This window comes from Haloferax sp. Atlit-109R (assembly GCF_003665865.1).
GTDB classification, from domain to species: domain Archaea; phylum Halobacteriota; class Halobacteria; order Halobacteriales; family Haloferacaceae; genus Haloferax; species Haloferax volcanii.
On the sequence record NZ_QPLO01000003.1, the window covers coordinates 1 to 18361 of the forward strand.

Genomic DNA, 18361 nt, shown 5'->3' on the forward strand with positions numbered 1-18361 from the left:
ACAGGTCGCCGTTGACCACGCCGTGGCCCCACTCGGCGTTCCCCAGGTAGAAGAACACCATCAGGACGCCGCCGAAGAAGGCGGCGAGCCGGACGAGTGCACCCACGATGAGCCCGAGACCGATGAGAGCCTCACCCCACGGAATCATGAAGTTCGTGAAGTCGAGGAGCCACGGGGTCGCGGCGGCCCACGCGAAGAAGCCTTGGAGCGGCGAGGCTGCGGGGGCGTTCGCGAGGTAGCCCGCGGCGCTGAACGGCTCGCCGACGATTTTCGTCACACCGGCGTGGAGGAACCAGTAGCCGGTGATGAGGCGAGTCAGCACGAGCACGTAGCCCGTGACGCCCTGCGAGTAGTCGAAGTCGATTCTGTTCCCCAGCATCTCGATTTGTGCGTTAGCGGCCATTGTCTTTCACCTAACAGGTGAACGAACGGCCGCCGAGAGCATATAAAGGGGTCGTGATTTCCGAATCTAAGGAATCGAGAACGACCGAAAGAGAGCGCCTAACACTCAGCGCCGGGCGATGAGGTCGCGCGAGATGTCGGCGCGCTCGTAGACGGCTCCGTCCTGCGCGTCGGCGAACGCCTCGGCGTCGCCGTCGTCGGAAAAGGGGACGAAGTCGGGACCCATCGACCCGTTGACATCGGTTCCGACGACGTAGACGAGGTCGTCCATCGGCGCGAACGCGTCGGCGTCGAGGTGCGCGGAGATGAACGTCTGGCCGCCGTCGTCGAACAGGTCGTACTCGACAGTGCTGTAATCCGTGAGGTAGCCGCCGGCGCGATTCCACCCGTCGTCCTCGCGGTCGAGCGCGTAGGAGAACGTCTCCCAGGCGCTACAAAACCGCGCCGGGTTGTCGTGACCCTCGGGGCTGTGGTCTGCGTAGAACAGTTGCCCGGCGGGGCCGGGGTGCTGGTCGATGACCATCCCGCAGGCGTCGCACTGCTCGCCGCCGGTCAGTGCGACTGCCTCGGGAGCGTCGCCACCGCCGTCGGTTCCGAGACCGCCCAGACACCCTGCGGTGGCGGCGACGCCCGCGACACCGACGGCAGACAACACGGTTCGACGAGCGACGGTTCGGTCGCAGTCGTGGCACATACGCCAAGCTAGTTGGGGGGTGCTCAAATGGTGATTGGTGCGGAAAACGAACCAAGCGCCGGACGTGTGGTCAGCCCGTCACGTTCCGTCCGAGTCGAGGACGCCGTGGCTCGGCACAGTCGCCACGGGGTCCGCGGTCCGCGCCCCCGGCGACGCGTCGCGCGTGCGTCAGTCGGAGCCCGCCGAATCGGTCGTCGTTCGGTCCGTCGACCGCGTCACGAACTCGAACCGCGCGCCGCCCTCGGCCGACTCGGTGAGCGAGACGGACCAGCCGTGCGCATCGGCGATGTCGCGGACGATTGCGAGACCGTAGCCGGTTCCCCGCGGCATCGTGGTGTAGCCGTGGTCGAAGACCTGCTCGCGGCGCGTCTCGGGGACACCGACGCCGTTGTCCGCGACGTAGAAGCCGGCGCGGTCGTCGAGCGCGCCGACGCGGACGGCGAGCGGGTCGTCGGGCGGCGTGTCACCATCCGCGGGGTCGTCGGGGGTATCCCGACGGCTCGTCGAGCCGTGTTCCACAGCATTCCGAAACAGGTTCTCGAAGAGCCTGAGCAGGCGGCCGTCGTCGCCCTCGACGACGAACAGTTCCTCGCGGACGAGCGTCGCGTCACCGGTGTCGACGAAGCGCCACGCGTGGTCGACGACGCGCGCGAGGTCGACGGGTTTGGCGTCGACGACGGGCGTCCGCTGCCGGGCGAGGTCGAGGACCTCCTCGACCAGTTCGGACATACGGTCGACCGCGTTGGCGGCGCGTTCGAGGTGCGCCCGCTCGCCCGACTCCATCCCGAGGTCGAGGTAGCCGGTGGCGACCGCGAGGGGGTTACGGAGGTCGTGGGCGACGATGGAGACGAAGTCGTCGAGCCGCTCGTTGGCCGCCGCGAGGTCGGCCTCGCGGTTCCGAAGCTCCTGTTCGCGGACGGTCCCCGAGAGCGCGGAGGTGACCGTCGAACCGAGGAGTTCGAGCAGGTCCTCGTCGACGTCGAGGAACGCGCCGTCGTCGTCGGTCGAAACGACGAGCAGGCCGTGGCTCCCGAGCGGGACGCGCAGGACCGACTTCCCGTCCGACTCGGGGGGGAGAAGCCGGTCGTCGACGTCGGCCGCGTCGACCCGGCTAACGGCGTCGGACTCGAAGCCGCCGGGGGCGGTCTCGATTGGCGTCTCCGAGTCGAACTGCTCCGCGGTCGAGGCGGCCGGCGACAGGGCTCCGCGGTCGTCGGCGAGCCAGACGGCGGCCGCGGCGTCGGGCACGAGTTCGGGGACGATATCGACCGCGAGCGCCGCGACCTCCTCGACGCTCTCGGTGAGGATGAGGTCCTGCGTGACCGCTTGCAGGGTCCGGAGGCCGTCTTCGAGTCGCGCGCGGTTTGTGACGTCGATGGCGACGCCGAGGAGCTTCGACACCTCGCCGTCGTCGAAGACGGGCCGGTACCACGCGTCGTACACCGCGCCGCGGTACTCGATGCGGGTGTCGACCGCCTCGCCCGACAGGCCGCGGGCGATGGCGTCGGTGGCCGCGGGTGTGTCGTCGTAGAGGTCGAACGCGGAGCGACCGACGACCTCGCCGGGTTCGCGGCCGAGCGACTCCAGTCCGGCCCCTTCGGACATGGTGAACACGCCCTCGGCGTCGAACGCCGAGAGGATGACCGGGAGGTTCTGCAACACCGTTTCGAGGCGCTGGTTGGTCGATTCGAGGGCCTGCAAGTAGCGCTTCCGCGTCGTCACGTCGCGGAAGTAGACCGACAGCCCCGACGGCGAGGGGTACGCGCGGACCTCGAACCAGCCGTCGTACGGCTCGGAGTACGTCTCGAACGTCACCGACTCTTGGGTCCGCATCGCCTCGTGGTACTTCTCGTACAGTTCGGCGCTGTCGGGCGACGGAACGAGGTCCCAGATTCGCTCGCCGAGTTCGGGCTCTCTGACCTCGTTGAAGACGTCTCGCGCGCGGTCGTTGAGGTAGACGAAACGCCAGTCGGTGTCGAGCGCGAAGAAGGCGTCAGTCATGCGTTCGAGCAGTTCGCCGCGCTGGGTGGTGGCGACCTCGCGGTCGGTCACGTCCCGCGGGATGCCGACGACGCCGGTCACCGCCTCGCCGTCGCCCGCCGGCGAAAGGGAGAGTTCGAACAGCCGCGAGACGCCGTCGGCGTCGACGAATCGAACGTCGAGGCGTTCGGTGACGCCCTCCGAGAGGACTCGCGAGACGGCGTCGCGGTAGCGCTCGTACTCGTCGGCGGGGAACAGCCCGGCGTCGACGAGCGACTCGAACCGCTCGCCTCGGAGCGTCTCGGACGCGCGCCCCGTTATCGCCTCGATTCGGGGGTTCACGTACTCGACGCGGCAGTCCTCGTCGAGGACGAACGCGCCGTCTTCCATCGCCTCGACGATGACGCGGTAGCTCCGCGTCTCGGCGGGGCGGTCGTCGGCGTCCCGGTCTAAGACCCCCCGGACCGACTCGACGAGGGCCGCGTGGGAGTCGTCGGTCTCGTCGCGGACCAGGTAGTCGTCGACACCGAGCGAGACGGCGCGGGCGGCGAGCGCCTCGTCGCCGGCGGCGGCGTAGACGACCACCGGAGGCCCGACGCGAGCGTCGCCGGCGGCGGTGACGAGCGCGTCGAGGTCGAGACCGTCAGGGAGGTCGGCGGCGGCGACGAGACAGGAGACAGTGCGCTCAGCGAGTGCCGAGCGCGCGGCCGCGGCGCTCTCGGCGCGCTCGACCGGGCGCTCGAAGGCGTCCCGGAGCGTCGAGACGACCGGACCGGAGACAACGCCGTCGGCCGCGACGTAGAGAATCGCGCCGACGGAGGTGCCCCCAGCACTCGGGGGAAACATGTTAGAGACGAGATATGCAGAGAGCCAATAATCTTGCGGGCGAAGCGGCCGGACCGCCGGAGGAGACGGCGGTGGGACGAGACGGGCGTCGGGTCGTCGAATCGTAGAGTCGCCGTCAGCAGTTATCCCTGCCCGACCATCCGCTCTTCGTCGTCCCACTCGCGCTTGCGGAGTTCGTACTTCTGAATCTTGCCGGTCGCCGTCTTGGGAATCTCCGCAACGAACTCGAACTCGCGGATGGCCTTGTAGCCCGCGAGGCGGTCGCGGGTGTACGCGGTCAGTTCCTCGGCGGTGACGCCCGGCGCGTCGGGGTCGCCGTTCGCGGGGACGACGAACGCCTTCGGCGTCTCGCCCCATTTCTCGGACGGCGCGGGGATAACCGCCACGTCACCGACGGCGTCGTGGTCGAACAGCGCGTCCTCCAGTTCGACCGAGGAGATGTTCTCGCCGCCGGAGATGATGATGTCCTTCTTGCGGTCCTGAATCGCTATCATGCCGTCTTCGTTGACGACGGCGAGGTCGCCGGTGTGGTACCAGCCTTCGAGGCGGTCGTTGAACGCGTCGTGGGTCTCGTCGGGCTTGTTCCAGTACTTCTCCATCACCTGATTGCCGCGGACGACCACCTCACCGATGGTGGCGTCGTCGCGCGGGACCTGTTCGCCGTCGTCGTCGACGACGCGCAGGTCGGTCCCGAGCGGGGCGACCCCCTGCCGCTGTTTGAGCGAGAAGCGCAGGCCGCCCTCGTCGGGGATGAGGCGGTTCGCGTCCGAGGTGGCGATGAGCGGGCCGGTCTCGGTCGCGCCGTACAGTTGGGTGAACTCCCAGCCGAACTCGGACTCGGTGTGGCGAATCGTCGCGCTCGGGGCGGCGCTCCCGGCGGCGGTCACGCGAACCGGGTTGTCGCCGGCGTACGCCGGGTCGTGTTCCTCGGCGTACTCCCGGAGGATGGATAGCACGGTCGGCGCGCAGCAGAAGAAGGACACGTCTTCCTCGGTGATGGCGTCGAACACCTGCCCGGCGTCGACCCCCCGGGTGCAGACGTGTTTCGCGCCGCGGCCGGTGACGGCGTAGATGTGGCCCCAGCCGTTGACGTGGAACATCGGGAGCGTCCAGAGATACACGTCGTCGTCCGCGATGTGGTGGTGAATCGTCACCAGTTGGGCGTGGAGCGACTCGGTGCGGTGGGTGCGGCAGACGCCCTTCGGGTCGCCGGTCGTCCCCGAGGTGTAGTTGATGGTGATGAGTTCGTCCTCGGACATCTCGGGGCGCTCGTAGTCGTCGGCGTCGGCCTCGTCGAGGAACGCCTCGAAGTCGAGCCAGTCGCCGTCGACGGCGGCGGGGTCGTTCGTCACGAACACCTCGGCGGGCACGTCGTCGCGGACGGCCTCGATTTTCCCCGCGTACTGGTAGTCGGCGTAGACCACGGTCGCGCCGGAATCCGACAGCAGGTACTCGTAATCATCGGTCGTGAGGCGGTAGTTCAGCGGGACGTGGAGCGCGCCGCACTGCATCGCGCCGAAGGCCGCTTCGAGGTGGTAGTGCGTGTTGGGGTCGAGCACCGCGACTCTGTCGCCTTTCTCGACGCCGCGCGATTGCAGCGCCGCCGAAAATCTGTCCACCCGCTGGCCGAACTCCGCGTAGGTGAAGCGCTCGCCGTCGATACCGACGACAGCCTCGTAATCGCCGTAGTACGTCCGGGCCCGGTCGAGGAAGTCCGTCACGAGTAACTGTTTCTTCATTCGTGATAGACCGGGCGGGCAAGTGAACTAAACGCACCACTTCCGGCAACATTTCACGCGGCCGACGTGAGTACCACAGTATGACGGGGAACGTCGTTGAGGGGGTCGAACGCGCCGCCCGGACGCGGCGGGGGCGCGCCCAGCCGACGGCGAAACGAACACCTTTGAACCGCGCGGCCCTGACTCCCGGCAGATGACGACGCCGACCCTCCTCGTCGCGGGGACCGCGAGCCACGTTGGCAAGAGCACCGTCGCCGCCGGGCTCTGTCGCCTGTTCGACGACCGCGGCCTGTCGGTCGCGCCGTTCAAGGCCCAGAACATGAGCAACAACGCCCGAGCGGTGGCGACCGCCGACGGCGACGGCTTCGGGGAAATCGGCGTCTCGCAGTACGTGCAGGCCCGTGCCGCGCGGGTCGCGCCGACGACCGACCACAACCCCGTCTTGCTCAAGCCCCACGGCGACGGGGCGTCGCAACTGGTCGTCCACGGCCGGGCGGCCGGCCTCAACACCGCGAGCGACTACTACGCGACCCACTGGGAGGACGCCCGCAAGGCGGCGGTCGAATCGCACCGTCGGCTGGCGAGCGAGGCGGACGTGGTCGTCGCCGAGGGGGCCGGCTCCATCGCCGAGATAAACCTCCACGACCGCGACTTGGCGAACATCGAAACCGCCCGCTTCGCCGACGCCGACGTCCTCCTCGCGGCCGACATCGAGCGCGGCGGCGTCTTCGCCAGCCTGCTGGGGACGCTCGAACTCCTCCCCGAGGACGTTCGCGACCGCGTCGTCGGCGCGGTCATCACGAAGTTCCGCGGCGACCCGAGCCTCCTCGAACCGGGGGTCGACGCCATCGAAGAGCGAACCGGCGTGCCCGTCCTCGGCGTGCTGCCCTACGACGACCCCGGCCTCCCGGAGGAGGACAGCCTCGCGCTCCCCGCGGCAGGCGAGCGCGCCACGGTCGGCGACGACGACGGCGTCGCGGCCGAGCACGCGGTCACCATCGGCGTGCCGCGACTCCCGCGCATCTCGAACGCGACGGACTTCGGCCCGCTGTCCGAGACGCCGGGCGTCCGGGTCGCCTACCTCCCGCTCGACGCGACGCTCGACGGGGTCGACGGGGTGGTCCTCCCCGGAAGCAAGAACACGGTCGACGACCTGCTCGAACTCCGCGACGCCGGCTTCGACGACGAACTCGCCGGCTTCGACGGCCCGGTCGTCGGCATCTGCGGCGGCTACCAACTGCTCGGCGAGCGTATCGAAAACGCCGACATCGAGGGCTCGGGAGACGACGAGACGGTCGCAGGACTCGGCCTCCTGCCGATAGTCACGCGATTCTCCCGCGACAAGCGGGTCGAACCCGTCTCCGTCGAGTTCGACGGGGCGGGGCCGTTGGCCGGCGCGACGGGGACCGTCGACGGCTACGAGATACACATGGGCGACAGCCGCATCGTCGGCGGCGCGACCCCCGTTTCGGGCGACGGCGCGGCGCTCGGGAGCGTCGCGGGGACGTACATCCACGACCTGTTCGCCAACGACGCGCCGCGGAACGCGTTCGTGGACGCCATCTACGAGTCGGCCGGGCGCGACCGACCGGCGACGACGACGGGGACGGCGGGAGCCGACGCGGACGCCGACGAACCGGGTGCCGGCGACCCCTACGACCGCGCCGCCGCGCTCGTCGCCGACAACCTCGACGTGGCGGCGCTCTGTGACTCGCTCGGACTAGAAGAGTAGGGGAGCGTCGAGACGACGAGCCAGCCGATTAGTGACCGGCCGCCGACCCGGCGTCGGCGAGCCTGAACTGCCCGAACCGACCCACGAGGACGACCGCTCCGGCGATGACGGTGAGCGCGCCGAGCAGGAACGGAACCGTCGCGCCGTACTGCGGGCCGAGGTAGCCCGCGGTGATGGGCGCGAACGCGCCGCCGACGAATCGGAGGCTGTTGAACGCGCCCGAGGCGACCGACCGGCCGTGCGAGGAGATGCCCATCGCCAGCGTGGTCAGGTTCGCGTTCAGGACGCCGCAGAAGAGTCCGCCGACGACGACGAGCGCGGCGAGCGCTGCGGTGTCGCCGTTCGAGAGCCACATCAGACACAGCGTCGCCGCGAAGGCGACGAGCGCGCCGACGGTGACTTCGGGCGTCCCGAACAGCCCGTTCAGCCGCGAGGAGAGGACGGCGGAGCCGACGACGACAAACAGGCCCCAGCCGAAGAACACGAGGCCGATTTGGAACGCGCCGAGGCCGAGGACGAGCGGCGTGTACGCGAGGAGCGTGAAGAAGCCGAAGGTGTAGAGCAGTCCGACGGCGGCGTTCGTGAGCACGCCCGGGTGTCGGTACGTTCCGAGCACATCGCGGAGTCCCTGTCTATGCTCTGCTTCCGGTTCGTCGACCGTGAGGACGACGAGGGCGAACGCGACGACCATCAGGGCGCTCGCGCCCGCGAAGGGCATCCGCCACGACTGCGCTCCCAGCACGCCGCCGAGGAGCGGGCCGCAGGCGATACCGAAGCCGAGGGCGGCCTCGTAGAGCGTAATCGCGCCTCTGGTGTTCGCGGCCACGCCGACGATGATGGCGAGCGCGGTCGTGGTGAAAAGCGCGTTCCCCAGCCCCCAGAAGCCGCGGAGCACCGCGAGCGATTCGATGGTGGAGACGAGGGCGCACGCCCCCGCGAAGACGGCGACGGTGGCGAGACCCAAGAGGAGCGTCCGCTTGCTCCCGATTCGCGTGGCGAGCGCGCCCGCAATCAGGTTCGCAAGCCCCATGACGAGCAGATAGCTCGTGAACAGGAGTTCGACCATGAAGTGCGAGGCCCCCAGTTCGCGGGCGATGCCCGGAAGAATCGGGTCGACGACGCCGATGCCGAGAAAGGAGACGAACGTTGCGAGTGCCGTTGCGAGAACGGCCGGGTGGAAATCACGAAGACCCATGTCGTGTCGGAACGTCAGCCGACGGATTAATCTATCGACTATATTATACGTGTGTGTCTCTCGTACCGTGGTATCCCAGTCACAAACGCTGCGGCAACACTCTCCGGGAGAAGAACCACAGCAGTCGATAGAGACGATTTCTGACACGTATGCGCTCTCGGTCGAATCGAAAAAAGCGACGACCACACCAGCACCGACCGCACCAGCACCGACGCGTCCGGGAGTCGGCGCAGGTAATCGTCGTTTCGGACGGTCGCCAAGGGCCACGGGCGAACACCTTCGAAACCGGGACGCCACCGCCGTCAGTCCCAGCCGGTGACACGCGCGTAACCACCTGACATCGCCGTCAGCGAGCGTTTAACATCCGATAGGCGCTACACGTTGTCGTCGGAGCACCCATCGACTCCACCACCACACTCACACATGTCTCAACAGAAATCCGACTACGTAGACGACGCCGACATCGACGCCGACCTCGACCAGCTTCCCGACGACGAGACCGTCGAAGCGACCGTCGAGAACCTCGAAGCGAGCGGGTTCGACGTCGTCGTCGTCGACACGGCCGACGAGGCGCTCGAAGCCGTGCAGTCGCACATCCCCGCCGGCGTCTCCGTGATGAACGGCCACTCGACCACCCTCGAAGAAATCGGGTTCGACGACTACCTCAGCGAGGGCGACCACGAGTGGGAGAGCCTGCCGGACCAGATTTGGGGCATCGACGACGACGCGGAGCGACAGGCCGCCCGCCGCGACTCCCAGACCGCCGACTACTTCCTCGGCGGCATCAACGCCATCGCCCAAACCGGCGAACTCGTCGCCGCGGACCTCTCGGGGAGCCGCATCGGTGCGTACCCCTTCGCCGCCAGCAACGTCGTCATCGTCAGCGGTATCAACAAAATCGTCCCGACGCTCGACGACGCGCTGGACCGCCTCGAATCCGTCGCGTACCCGCTCGAAAACGAGCGCGCGAAGGAGGCCTACGGCGCCGAGTCCATGATTGCCAAACAGCTCATCTTCCGGCAGGAAGTCGAGGAGGGCCGCACCACCGTCGTCCTCATCCGCGAGCAACTGGGCTACTAAGTCCGACTCGCCGTTCCCTCGATACGTTCCCACGCTCCCCCGGGGAGCTTCCTGCGCCCGGGCAATCCATCACCACCACACCGGGCACTCCACCACAATTCCCCCGGAATCTACCGTTTTACGCGTCCTGCGTCCCACACCGGAGTGGCGACTGTCGCCAACGAGAGACGACGAAAGGCATCTAGAGACGACGAAACAACCCGAGCCGCGGAGGTCTCGTGAGTGTCACGGACGACGATATATCGAACCGTAGAAATGTTCTTGGGACTGGAGCCGCATCGTCGTGTATGGCCGAATCCGCACACCTGCTCGGTACGTTCGACGAAGAAGACTGCACCTACTGCGACGGCGACCTCGTGACGGGAAGCTACAAAGACAACGACGCCATCGTCTGCGACGACTGCGGCACGCCCGCGGTCCAACTCTGGTAAGGCCTCGAACGAGGTCGAGCGAGTCGGCCGTCGGCGTCAGCGGTGGCGAAGACGGACGACTCAGTCGCCGGTGACGATGCCGGCGACGCGCTCGCGGTCGAACAACTGTTCGTCCTCGGGAATCACGGGATACGCGCCGCCGTCGTACGCCGGCCACGCGCCGAAGCGGTCGGGGTAGAGCTGTTTGGCCGTCATCTCCAACTGGAACAGGTTCATAATCGGCCCCTGCACCGGGGTTCCCGAGGGGTAGACGCGGTTGTTTCGGACCGCGCTGAGTTCGCCCCCGACGGGGTGGTTTTCGAGGGTCTCGCGAATCGACGCCACGTCGTAGTACGAGTCGATACCGTAGCTGTGGAGCAGCACGTCGGGGTCGATTTCGAGCATCGCCTCGAAGTCGTAGGAGGTCTCGAACGTCACGTCGCCGGCCGCGAACGCGTCGGTGACGCCGAGCGGGCGGATGTGTGAGGTCGCGAAGCCGGGTGCGTCGATTTTCGTCGGATAGAACGCCTCGTCCATGTAGATGACGACCCCGACGCTCGGTCGCTCCGACTCGGGCGGGAGGTTCGACTGAATCGTGTCGAGGAGGTCGCTGTGGACCGCTTCGAGCGCCGCGTAGCGGTCTTCCTCCCGGAACACCTGCCCGACGTTCTCGACGATTTCCCAGAGCGTGTAGTACTGGTAGTCGTCGGCGTACGGCTCTGGCGGCCGGGCGTGGGTACGGCTGTAAGCGTTACCGAACCACGGCGCGACCTGCTCGCGAATCTCCTCGACGTCCGACTGGTCCCAGCCGTCGAAGCTGGCCACGAGCGCCGGGTCGACGAGGTGGAGGTCGGAGTCGAGTTCGTAGACGAGTTCCTTGTCGATGTTGACGCTCCCCGACCCCGAGTTGAGCTGCGCGAGGTCGCTCCGGTCGAACGAGACGCCGTCGAGGCGCTCGTAGTAGGCGTCGAGCGTCCGGCCGCCGGCGTCGCTGTCGAAGCCGAGAGAGTTCACCGCGTCGCCGTGGCCGAAGGCGACCGCGGCGTCGGCGTAGACGAGGTTGTACACCATCACATTCTCCGGGACCGACTCGAACGTCACGTCGCCGGCCGGCGACATCGACACCGTGTAGCCGGCGGCGTCGCCGTCGGCGGCCGTCTCCGCGTCGGTCGCGGCCGTCGTCGCGGCCGTCTCGGTCGCATCCGTCGACGACTCCGCGTCGTTCTGTCCGGCACAGCCGGCTAACAGACCGCCCGCGAGCAGCGCGCCGCCGCCCTTGAGGCACGCGCGGCGCGTGGGCGTCGCCCGGTCGGTGAGGTCCTGATCCATGCGTTTGGGCAATCCTAAACGGATAAATCCGTTTCGGAATTTCGGCGTGCCTAAATCGGTACGTCTATATGTATTAGGTCGCCCTAAAAGCACGATGACAGACAGCGACGGACCAACGCGCAGGAAGTTCTTGACCTACGGCGGTTCGGTCGCCGCCGGCGGATTGCTCGCCGGCTGTACCGGTTCGTCCGAGTCGGACGCGACGGCGACGGACGCGGCCGCGACGGATACCACCGCGACCGCCGACGCGACGGCGACGAGCGAGTCGACCGCGGAGTCGACGGCCGACGGCAGTTCGTACACGGTGTCGATGGCACCGATGGGCGACGTGACGTTCGAGGGCGTCCCCGAGAGCATCTTCACGCGGCTGACCCACCACGCGGGGATGGCGTTCGCGCTCGGCCACGGCGACGCCGTCAACGCGATGCACGCCCCCGACTACTACGACGCGCTGTGGAACCAGTTCACGCCGCGTCTCCCCGGCGTCGAACTCGACTGGACCGGCCTGTACTCGTCGTGGGAGCCGTCGAAAGAGCGGCTCTACGAACTCGACAGCGACGTGCATCTGGCCGACCCCGCCAGCGTCTCCGCGCTCGGCAGTTGGAGTCAGGCCGACCTCGACGAAATCGAGGAGAACATCAGTCCGTGGTTCGGCAACAGCTTCAGCGCGCGGCACCAAGCGCCGCCGACCGAGTGGGTCGACGCCTACGAATACTACGGCCTCTGGGAGATATTCGCCAAGGTCGCACAGGTGCTCCAAGCGGAGGCGAAGTACGAGGCGCTCGCGGCGGTCCACGAGGAGCTGCTCGCGACGATTGCGGCGGACCTCCCCGCGGAAGAAGACCGGCCGACCGCCGTGCTTCTCGGCCCGAGCGACCTGGAGTCCATCTACGCCTACAACCTGAGCACGCCCGGATTCCTGACCGCCCACACCCGCCCGCTGAAGCCGGTCAGCGCGTTCGGCGACGACGTCGAGTCCGGGTCGACCGTCGACTTCGAAACGCTCCTCGAAGCCGACCCCGACGTGATTCTCACGCTCGGCGGGATGCACCCGGACACGAGCATGTCCGACATCCGCGCGGGCCTCCGCGACGACCCCGTCGGAGCCGAGATTTCGGCCGTGAAGAACGAGCGCGTCTACGCGCAGGCCGGCCGCTATCAGGGACCGATACTCAATCTGTTCCAGTTGGAGATGACCGCCAAGCAGCTCTACCCCGACCGCTTCGGCGCGTGGCCCCAGTACAGCGACGGGCCGTACCCCGAGATTCCCGAAGACGAGCGGTTGTTCGACCGACAGCGCGTCGCCGACGTCATCAACGGAAATCACTGAGTCGGAGGCGGCCGGCAGTGACCGCGGTCGCCGCAATCTCGGCGCGCTCGCTCAGCCGGAGAGCCCGGCGTCATCGATGGCCGCGCGAATCGCGCCGAACCGGACGAGGTCGGCCGCGGTCTCCAGTTCGCCGTCGAGGCGGCGGTCCTCGTCGAGCGGCGGAACCACGGACCGAATCGCGTCGCGGACGGCTCCCGTACCGGTCCCGAGTTCGAGGCCCTCGTCGAGGAACTCGGCGGCTTGCGACCCACAGAGGAGTTCGACGCCGACGATGGTCGCGGCGTTCTCAGCGACCGTGCGGGCGTTGAGGGCGCTCTGCCCGCTCATGCTCACGTGGTCTTCCTGCCCGCCGCTGACGGGCGTCGAGTCGATGGAGGGGCGACCGAGCGACCGACACTCGTTGAGGAGCGCCGCGGCGGTGTACTGCGCAATCATGTAGCCGGAGCGGAGCCCGCTGCGTTCGGTCAGGAACGGCGGGAGGTACGACTCCTGTACGTCCGGGTTGAGCATCCGGTCGGTCCGGCGCTCGGAGATGGCCGCGAGTTCGGTCAGCGCGCCGGCGGCGTAGTCGAGGCGGAGCGCCAGCGGTTCGCCGTGGAAGTTGCCGGCGGAGACGACGGCGGCCACGTCGGTGCCGGGCGCGCGCTCGTCCACCGCGCCCGCCGGGAAGACGAGCGGGTTGTCGGTGACGCTGTTGAGTTCGACCTCGACGGCCTCGCGGAGGTGCGAGACGGCGTCTCTGACCGCGCCGTGGACCTGCGGGAGACAGCGAATCGAGTAGGCGTCCTGCACGCGCTCGCAGTCCTTGTGCGATTCGAGGACGGTCGAGCCGGCGGTGAGGCGGCGAATCGCGGCCGCGCTCTCTTGCTGGCCGGGGTGAGGACGAACCTCGTGGATGGCGGGGTCGCAGTTCGCCGTGGTTCCCATCGTGACTTCGGTCGCGAGCGCGCCCGCGGCGTCGGCGGCCTCGATTGTTCGCTCGGCGTCGACGACGAACAGCGCGGCGAGGCCGACCGTCAGTTGCGTCCCGTTGATGAGCGCGAGGCCCTCCTTGGAGGCGAGCGTCACCGGCTCCAAACCGACCGCTCGCAGGGCTTCGTCGCCCGGCAGTCGCTCGCCGCCGACGCGGGCTTCGCCCTCGCCGATGAGGACGAGCGCCATGTGCGCGAGGGGCGCGAGGTCGCCGCTCGCGCCGAGGCTCCCGCGGGAACGGACGACCGGCTGGACGCCCTCGTTGAGCATCGAGACGAGCAGGTCGACCACCGAGGGTCGGATGCCCGAAAAGCCCTTGGCGAGCGTGTTAGCCCGGCTGACCATCATCGACCGGACCTCCTCGCGGGTGAGTTCGCGGCCCGCGCCGGCGGCGTGGCTCCGGACGAGATTCGTCTGGAGGCGCTCGATGTCCTCGCGGTCGATGTGCGTCTCCACGAGGTGGCCGAAGCCGGTGTTGACGCCGTACACCGGTTCGCCGGAGTCGAGGACGGATTCGACGCGCTCGCGCGACTCGCGCATCCGCTCGCGCGACTCGGCGGCGAGTTCGACCGGGGCGTCGTGGCGGGAAACGGCCGCCACGTCTTCCGGCGTCAGCGACGCGCCGTCGAGGACGACCGAATCGGGGAGTCGTGCGCGGTCACTCACGGGCGACCACCCCCGATTTCAGCACGGTCGAAACGGGGTTCGTGTCGAACCGATACGAGAGATGTGACGCGGTCGGCACGTCGAGGACGACGGCGTCGGCCGGGGCTCCGGCTCGGAGCGTGCCCGTGCCGTCGTCTCGGTCGAGCGCGCCCGCGGCGGCGCTCGTGACGCCCCGAATCGCCTCGTGGGGCGTCATTCGCATGCCGACGCTGGCGAGAGTGGCGACGAAACTCATGCTTCGAGCGAAGCAGTTCGGGTTGAAATCGGTGGCGAGCGCGACCTCGTGGCCCGCGTCGAGGAAGGCGCGGGCGTCGGCGTAGTCGGCTCCGAGACCGAACGCCGTGCCCGGGAGCAGCACGGGCGTGACGCCGGCGTCGACGAGCGTGTCTCGGCCCTCGTCGTCGGTGTGGAGTAGGTGGTCCGCGCTGGCCGCGCCGACCGAGGCCGCCACGTCGGTGCCGCCGATGGCGGCGAACTCGTCGGCGTGAATCTTCGGCGTGAGGCCGTGGTCGCGGCCCGCGTCCAGAACCCGACGGGACTGCTCGGCGGTGAACACGCCGCGCTCGCAGAATACGTCGCAGAACTCGGCGATACCCTGCGCTGCGACTGCCGGGAGTTGGTCGGAGACGACCGACTCGGTGTACTCCTCGGCGTCCGCGCCGCGCGGAACGGCGTGCGCGCCCATGAACGTCGGAATCACGTCCACCGGGTGGTCCGAGCCGGCCGCGTCGATGGCCGAGAGCATCCGCAGTTCGGTCTCGGTGTCGAGGCCGTAGCCGGTCTTCACCTCGACCGTCGTCGTCCCGTGGGCGAGCATCGCGTCGAGGTGGTCGGCGAGGGTCGCCGCCAACTCGTCGTCGGAGGCCTCGCGGACCGCGTCGACGGTGCGGAGGATGCCGCCGCCGTCGGCGAGAATGTCCTCGTAGGTCGCGCCCTGTAACTTCGCCACGAACTCGTCGGAGCGGTCGCCCGCAAAGAGCGCGTGGGTGTGCGGGTCGACGAAGCCCGGGAGAACCGTCTTGTCGGTCGCGTCGATGGCCGTCTCGGCGTCTTCGACCGGGTAGTTCGCGAGCACTTCGGCCGTGGGGCCGACAGCGACGACTTCGCCGTCGAGCGCGGCGAACGCGGCGTCTTCGAGGACGACGACGCCGGTTCCCTCGTCGGGGCCGACGACCAGTTCGGCCGCGTCGTGGACGACCGTGAGGCCGGCCGTGGAGCCTGCGTCAGTCACGAGACACCACCCCCGCGAGGAAGTGGGCGACCGCGCGGGCGGCCGCGCTGACGGTCCGACCGTCCTCGTCGTCCAGCGGCGGCGCGCACTCCACGACCTCGAAGCCGACGACGCGGGGGTCGGCCGCGACGCGGCGGAGCATCGAGAACAGTTCGCGGGTGGTGACGCCGCCGGGGGTCGGCGCGCTCGCGCCCGGCGCGGCCGTCTGGTCCAGCACGTCCACGTCGAGGCTGACGAAGACGCGGTCGCAGGCGGCCAGCGCATCGAGGGCGAAGTCGGCCGTCTCGACGGGGCCGCGGCCGACCTCGTCGGCGGTGAGGATGGTCCCGCCCGACTCGCGCAGGAAGTCGGCGTAGGCCGTCGAGGTCTCGAAGTGGCGCGCGCCGACCACGGCGAGGCGGTCGAGTCCGGCGTCGAACAGTTGGCGGTAGGGCGTCCCGCTCGTCGGGCCGTCGGCGGGGTCGCGGCAGTCGAGGTGGGCGTCGAAGCTCACGACGCCGACCGAGTCGTCGCCGCCGAGAAGCGGCGTGACGTTCCCGACCGTCAGGGAGTTGTCGCCGCCGAGGAACACCGGGAGCGCGCCGCGCTCGTAGACGGCCGCGACCTCGTCAGTGACGACGGTCTGTACGTCAGCGACGTGGTTCTCGGGGTCGTCCCCGTCGTTGTACGCCTCGATTGGGAGGTCACCGAGGTCGGCGACGCCGGCGACCCGCCCCTCGTCGAAGTGGTGGGTCTTGACGCCGGCGAGGGCGCGCCGAATCGCGGCCGGGCCCTCGCGGGCACCGCGCCGACCGATGACGGCCCCGTCGTACGGTTCGCCCACGATGACGGCGCGGAAGTCGCCCGCGTCCTCGATGTCGGTCGGGGAGACGACGTGGCCGAACTGCTCGTCGTTCGGGTCCGACGACGTTCCCTCCCACGCGAGCGGGTCGGGTCGGGTCATTCGTCACCTCGGCCGGCGGATTCGCCGGTCTCGGTCGCGTGGCCGCCGTCTTCGGCCGCGTCGTGGTCCCGCATCGGAATGCGGACGTTCGACCGGGTCGCCTCGTCCAGCGCGTCCTCGTAGCCGGCGTCGGCGTGGCGGATGACGCCCATGCCGGGGTCGGTCGTGAAGACGGCGCGGGCCTTCTTCGCCGCGAGGTCCGAGCCGTCGAGGACGACGTGGTTGTTCGCGTGGAGCGAGTTGCCGATGCCGACGCCGCCGCCGTCGTGGACGCTCACGATGTCCGCGCCCGCGGCGGTGTTGAGGAGCGCGTTCAGGATGGGCCAGTCGGCGACCGCGTCGGTGCCGTCGCGCATCGCCTCGGTCTCGCGGTACGGGCTGGCGACCGACCCGGCGTCGAGGTGGTCGCGGGTGACGACGACCGGCGCGGACACCTCGCCCGACGCGACGAGGTCGTTGATTTTCAGGGCGAATCGGGCGCGCTCCGTGAGCCCCTCGTCGTCGGTGGCGTAGCCGAGCCAGCAGACGCGCGAGGGGAGCCCCTGAAACGACACCTGCTCCTGTGCGAGGTCTATCCAGCGCATGAGCGACTCGTGGTCGGGGAACAGTTCCCGAATCGCCTCGTCGGTGCGGTGGATGTCGGCGGGGTCGCCGGAGAGCGCGGCCCACCGGAACGGCCCGCGCCCGCGGCAGAACATCGGGCGGATGTACGCCGGGACGAAGCCGGGGAAGTCGAAGGCGGTCGTCATCCCGCGGTGGTCTTGGACCTGCCCGCGGATGTTGTTGCCGTACTCGAAGGCGATTGCGCCCGCGTCCTGCAAGTCGAGGACGGCCTGGACGTGGCGCTCCATCGTGTCGAGGCTGGCGTCGACGTAGGCTTCGGGGTCGTCCTCGCGGAGCCGGTCGGCTTCCTCGACGGTGTAGCCGCTCGGATAGTAGCCTTCGAGTTCGTCGTGGGCGCTGGTCTGGTCGGTGACCACGTCCGGAATCTCGTCGCGCGCGAGCAGTGCTTCCAGCATGTCGGCGGCGTTCATCTGGACGCCGACGCTGTAAGGTTCGCCCGCGTCGATGGCCGCGTTGGCGTTTTCGAGCGCCTCGTCCAGCGAGTCAGCGAACTCCATCAGGTAGTCCGTCTCGACCCGGCGCTCGATGCGGTCGGCCTGCACCTCGGCGGCGATACAGACCCCGCGGTTCATCGTCACCGCGAGGGGCTGTGCGCCGCTCATACCGCCGAGACCGCCGGTGACGACGAGCTTCCCCCGGAGGTCGGCGTCGTAGTGCTGGCGGGCGAGTTCGGCCAGCGTCTCGTAGGTTCCCTGAATGATGCCCTGCGTGCCGATGTACGCCCACGACCCGGCGGTCATCTGGCCGTACATGATTTTGCCCTCGGCCTCCAGTTCGTGGAAGTGCTCCCAGTCGTCCCAGCGGCCGACGAGGTTGGAGTTGGCGATGAGGACGCGCGGGGCGCGCTCGTGGGTCGGGAACGTCCCGACCGGCTTGCCCGACTGGACGAGGAGCGTCTCGTCGTCGTCGAGGTCGCGGAGTTCGGTGAGAATCGCGTCGTAGGCGTCCCACGAGCGGGCGGCACGGCCGGTCCCGCCGTAAACGACGAGGTCCTCGGGGCGCTCGGCCACCTCGGGGTCGAGGTTGTTGTTGAGCATCCGGAGCGCCGCCTCCTGTCGCCACCCCTTGCACTCGATGTCCGTCCCGGTGGGCGCGCCCTGATACGCGCGCCACTCGTCGCTCGGGTCACCGAGTCGGTCCCGGCGCGCCGACGATTGCTGGTCGTGCATACCACAGAGTTCGGGCGCG

Annotated in this window: 14 protein-coding genes; 4 read left to right on the forward strand and 10 right to left on the reverse strand. The window is 69.0% G+C overall.

The window, feature by feature from the left end; all coding sequences use genetic code 11:
- The 4 genes from DVK03_RS16325 to DVK03_RS16340 form a co-directional block, all read right to left on the reverse strand.
- Positions 1-364 (reverse strand): DoxX family membrane protein (locus DVK03_RS16325; protein WP_147438234.1); only part of this gene is annotated, 364 nt, incomplete at its 3' end.
- 144 nt (positions 365-508) lie between these two features.
- The gene (locus DVK03_RS16330; protein ID WP_115803766.1) at positions 509-1096 is read right to left on the reverse strand and encodes a nitrous oxide reductase accessory protein NosL; all 588 of its coding nucleotides are present in this window, start codon (positions 1094-1096) and stop codon (positions 509-511) included.
- 168 nt (positions 1097-1264) lie between these two features.
- Positions 1265-3922, reverse strand: coding sequence for a PAS domain-containing sensor histidine kinase (locus DVK03_RS16335; protein ID WP_115803767.1), 2658 nt, complete (start codon positions 3920-3922; stop codon positions 1265-1267).
- Between the two features lie 122 nt (positions 3923-4044).
- Positions 4045-5661 (reverse strand): long-chain-fatty-acid--CoA ligase, encoded by a 1617-nt coding sequence (locus tag DVK03_RS16340; protein WP_115803768.1) that lies wholly within the window; start codon positions 5659-5661, stop codon positions 4045-4047.
- A gap of 193 nt (positions 5662-5854) precedes the next feature.
- On the opposite strand from DVK03_RS16340, the gene DVK03_RS16345 reads away from it, so the two are divergent.
- Entirely contained in the window at positions 5855-7393 is a 1539-nt protein-coding gene (locus tag DVK03_RS16345) for a cobyric acid synthase (RefSeq protein ID WP_115803769.1), read from the forward strand.
- Positions 7394-7421: 28 nt separating this feature from the next.
- Here the strand turns inward: DVK03_RS16345 and DVK03_RS16350 are convergent, their stop codons facing one another.
- Positions 7422-8588 (reverse strand): MFS transporter, encoded by a 1167-nt coding sequence (locus DVK03_RS16350; protein WP_004040912.1) that lies wholly within the window; start codon positions 8586-8588, stop codon positions 7422-7424.
- A gap of 423 nt (positions 8589-9011) precedes the next feature.
- On the opposite strand from DVK03_RS16350, the gene DVK03_RS16355 reads away from it, so the two are divergent.
- Positions 9012-9668, forward strand: a complete 657-nt coding sequence (locus tag DVK03_RS16355; RefSeq protein ID WP_004040913.1) for a lactate utilization protein — start codon at positions 9012-9014, stop codon at positions 9666-9668.
- Positions 9669-9955: 287 nt separating this feature from the next.
- The gene (locus DVK03_RS20145) at positions 9956-10099 is read left to right on the forward strand and encodes an HVO_A0556 family zinc finger protein (RefSeq protein ID WP_004040914.1); all 144 of its coding nucleotides are present in this window, start codon (positions 9956-9958) and stop codon (positions 10097-10099) included.
- 60 nt (positions 10100-10159) lie between these two features.
- Here DVK03_RS20145 and DVK03_RS16360 read toward each other — a convergent pair whose 3' ends face one another.
- Positions 10160-11407 (reverse strand): ABC transporter substrate-binding protein, encoded by a 1248-nt coding sequence (locus DVK03_RS16360; RefSeq protein WP_115803770.1) that lies wholly within the window; start codon positions 11405-11407, stop codon positions 10160-10162.
- 94 nt (positions 11408-11501) lie between these two features.
- Between DVK03_RS16360 and DVK03_RS16365 the strand changes: the two genes are divergently transcribed.
- Positions 11502-12737, forward strand: coding sequence for an ABC transporter substrate-binding protein (locus tag DVK03_RS16365; RefSeq protein WP_115803771.1), 1236 nt, complete (start codon positions 11502-11504; stop codon positions 12735-12737).
- Positions 12738-12788: 51 nt separating this feature from the next.
- Here the strand turns inward: DVK03_RS16365 and hutH are convergent, their stop codons facing one another.
- Genes hutH through hutU form a run of 4 tightly spaced genes read right to left on the reverse strand, consistent with a single transcriptional unit; the run spans position 12789 to position 18342 of the window.
- The gene (gene hutH / locus DVK03_RS16370) at positions 12789-14375 is read right to left on the reverse strand and encodes a histidine ammonia-lyase (protein ID WP_115803772.1); all 1587 of its coding nucleotides are present in this window, start codon (positions 14373-14375) and stop codon (positions 12789-12791) included.
- Complete coding sequence (gene hutI / locus DVK03_RS16375; RefSeq protein ID WP_115803773.1) at positions 14368-15606, reverse strand: imidazolonepropionase; 1239 nt, start codon at positions 15604-15606, stop codon at positions 14368-14370. Before hutI ends, hutH begins: the two co-directional genes overlap by 8 nt.
- A complete protein-coding gene (gene hutG / locus DVK03_RS16380; RefSeq protein ID WP_115803774.1) occupies positions 15599-16549 on the reverse strand; it encodes a formimidoylglutamase in 951 nt (316 codons plus the stop codon). Before hutG ends, hutI begins: the two co-directional genes overlap by 8 nt.
- Positions 16546-18342, reverse strand: coding sequence for a urocanate hydratase (hutU, locus tag DVK03_RS16385; protein WP_004064834.1), 1797 nt, complete (start codon positions 18340-18342; stop codon positions 16546-16548). Before hutU ends, hutG begins: the two co-directional genes overlap by 4 nt.
- Between the last annotated feature and the right edge of the window lie 19 nt (positions 18343-18361).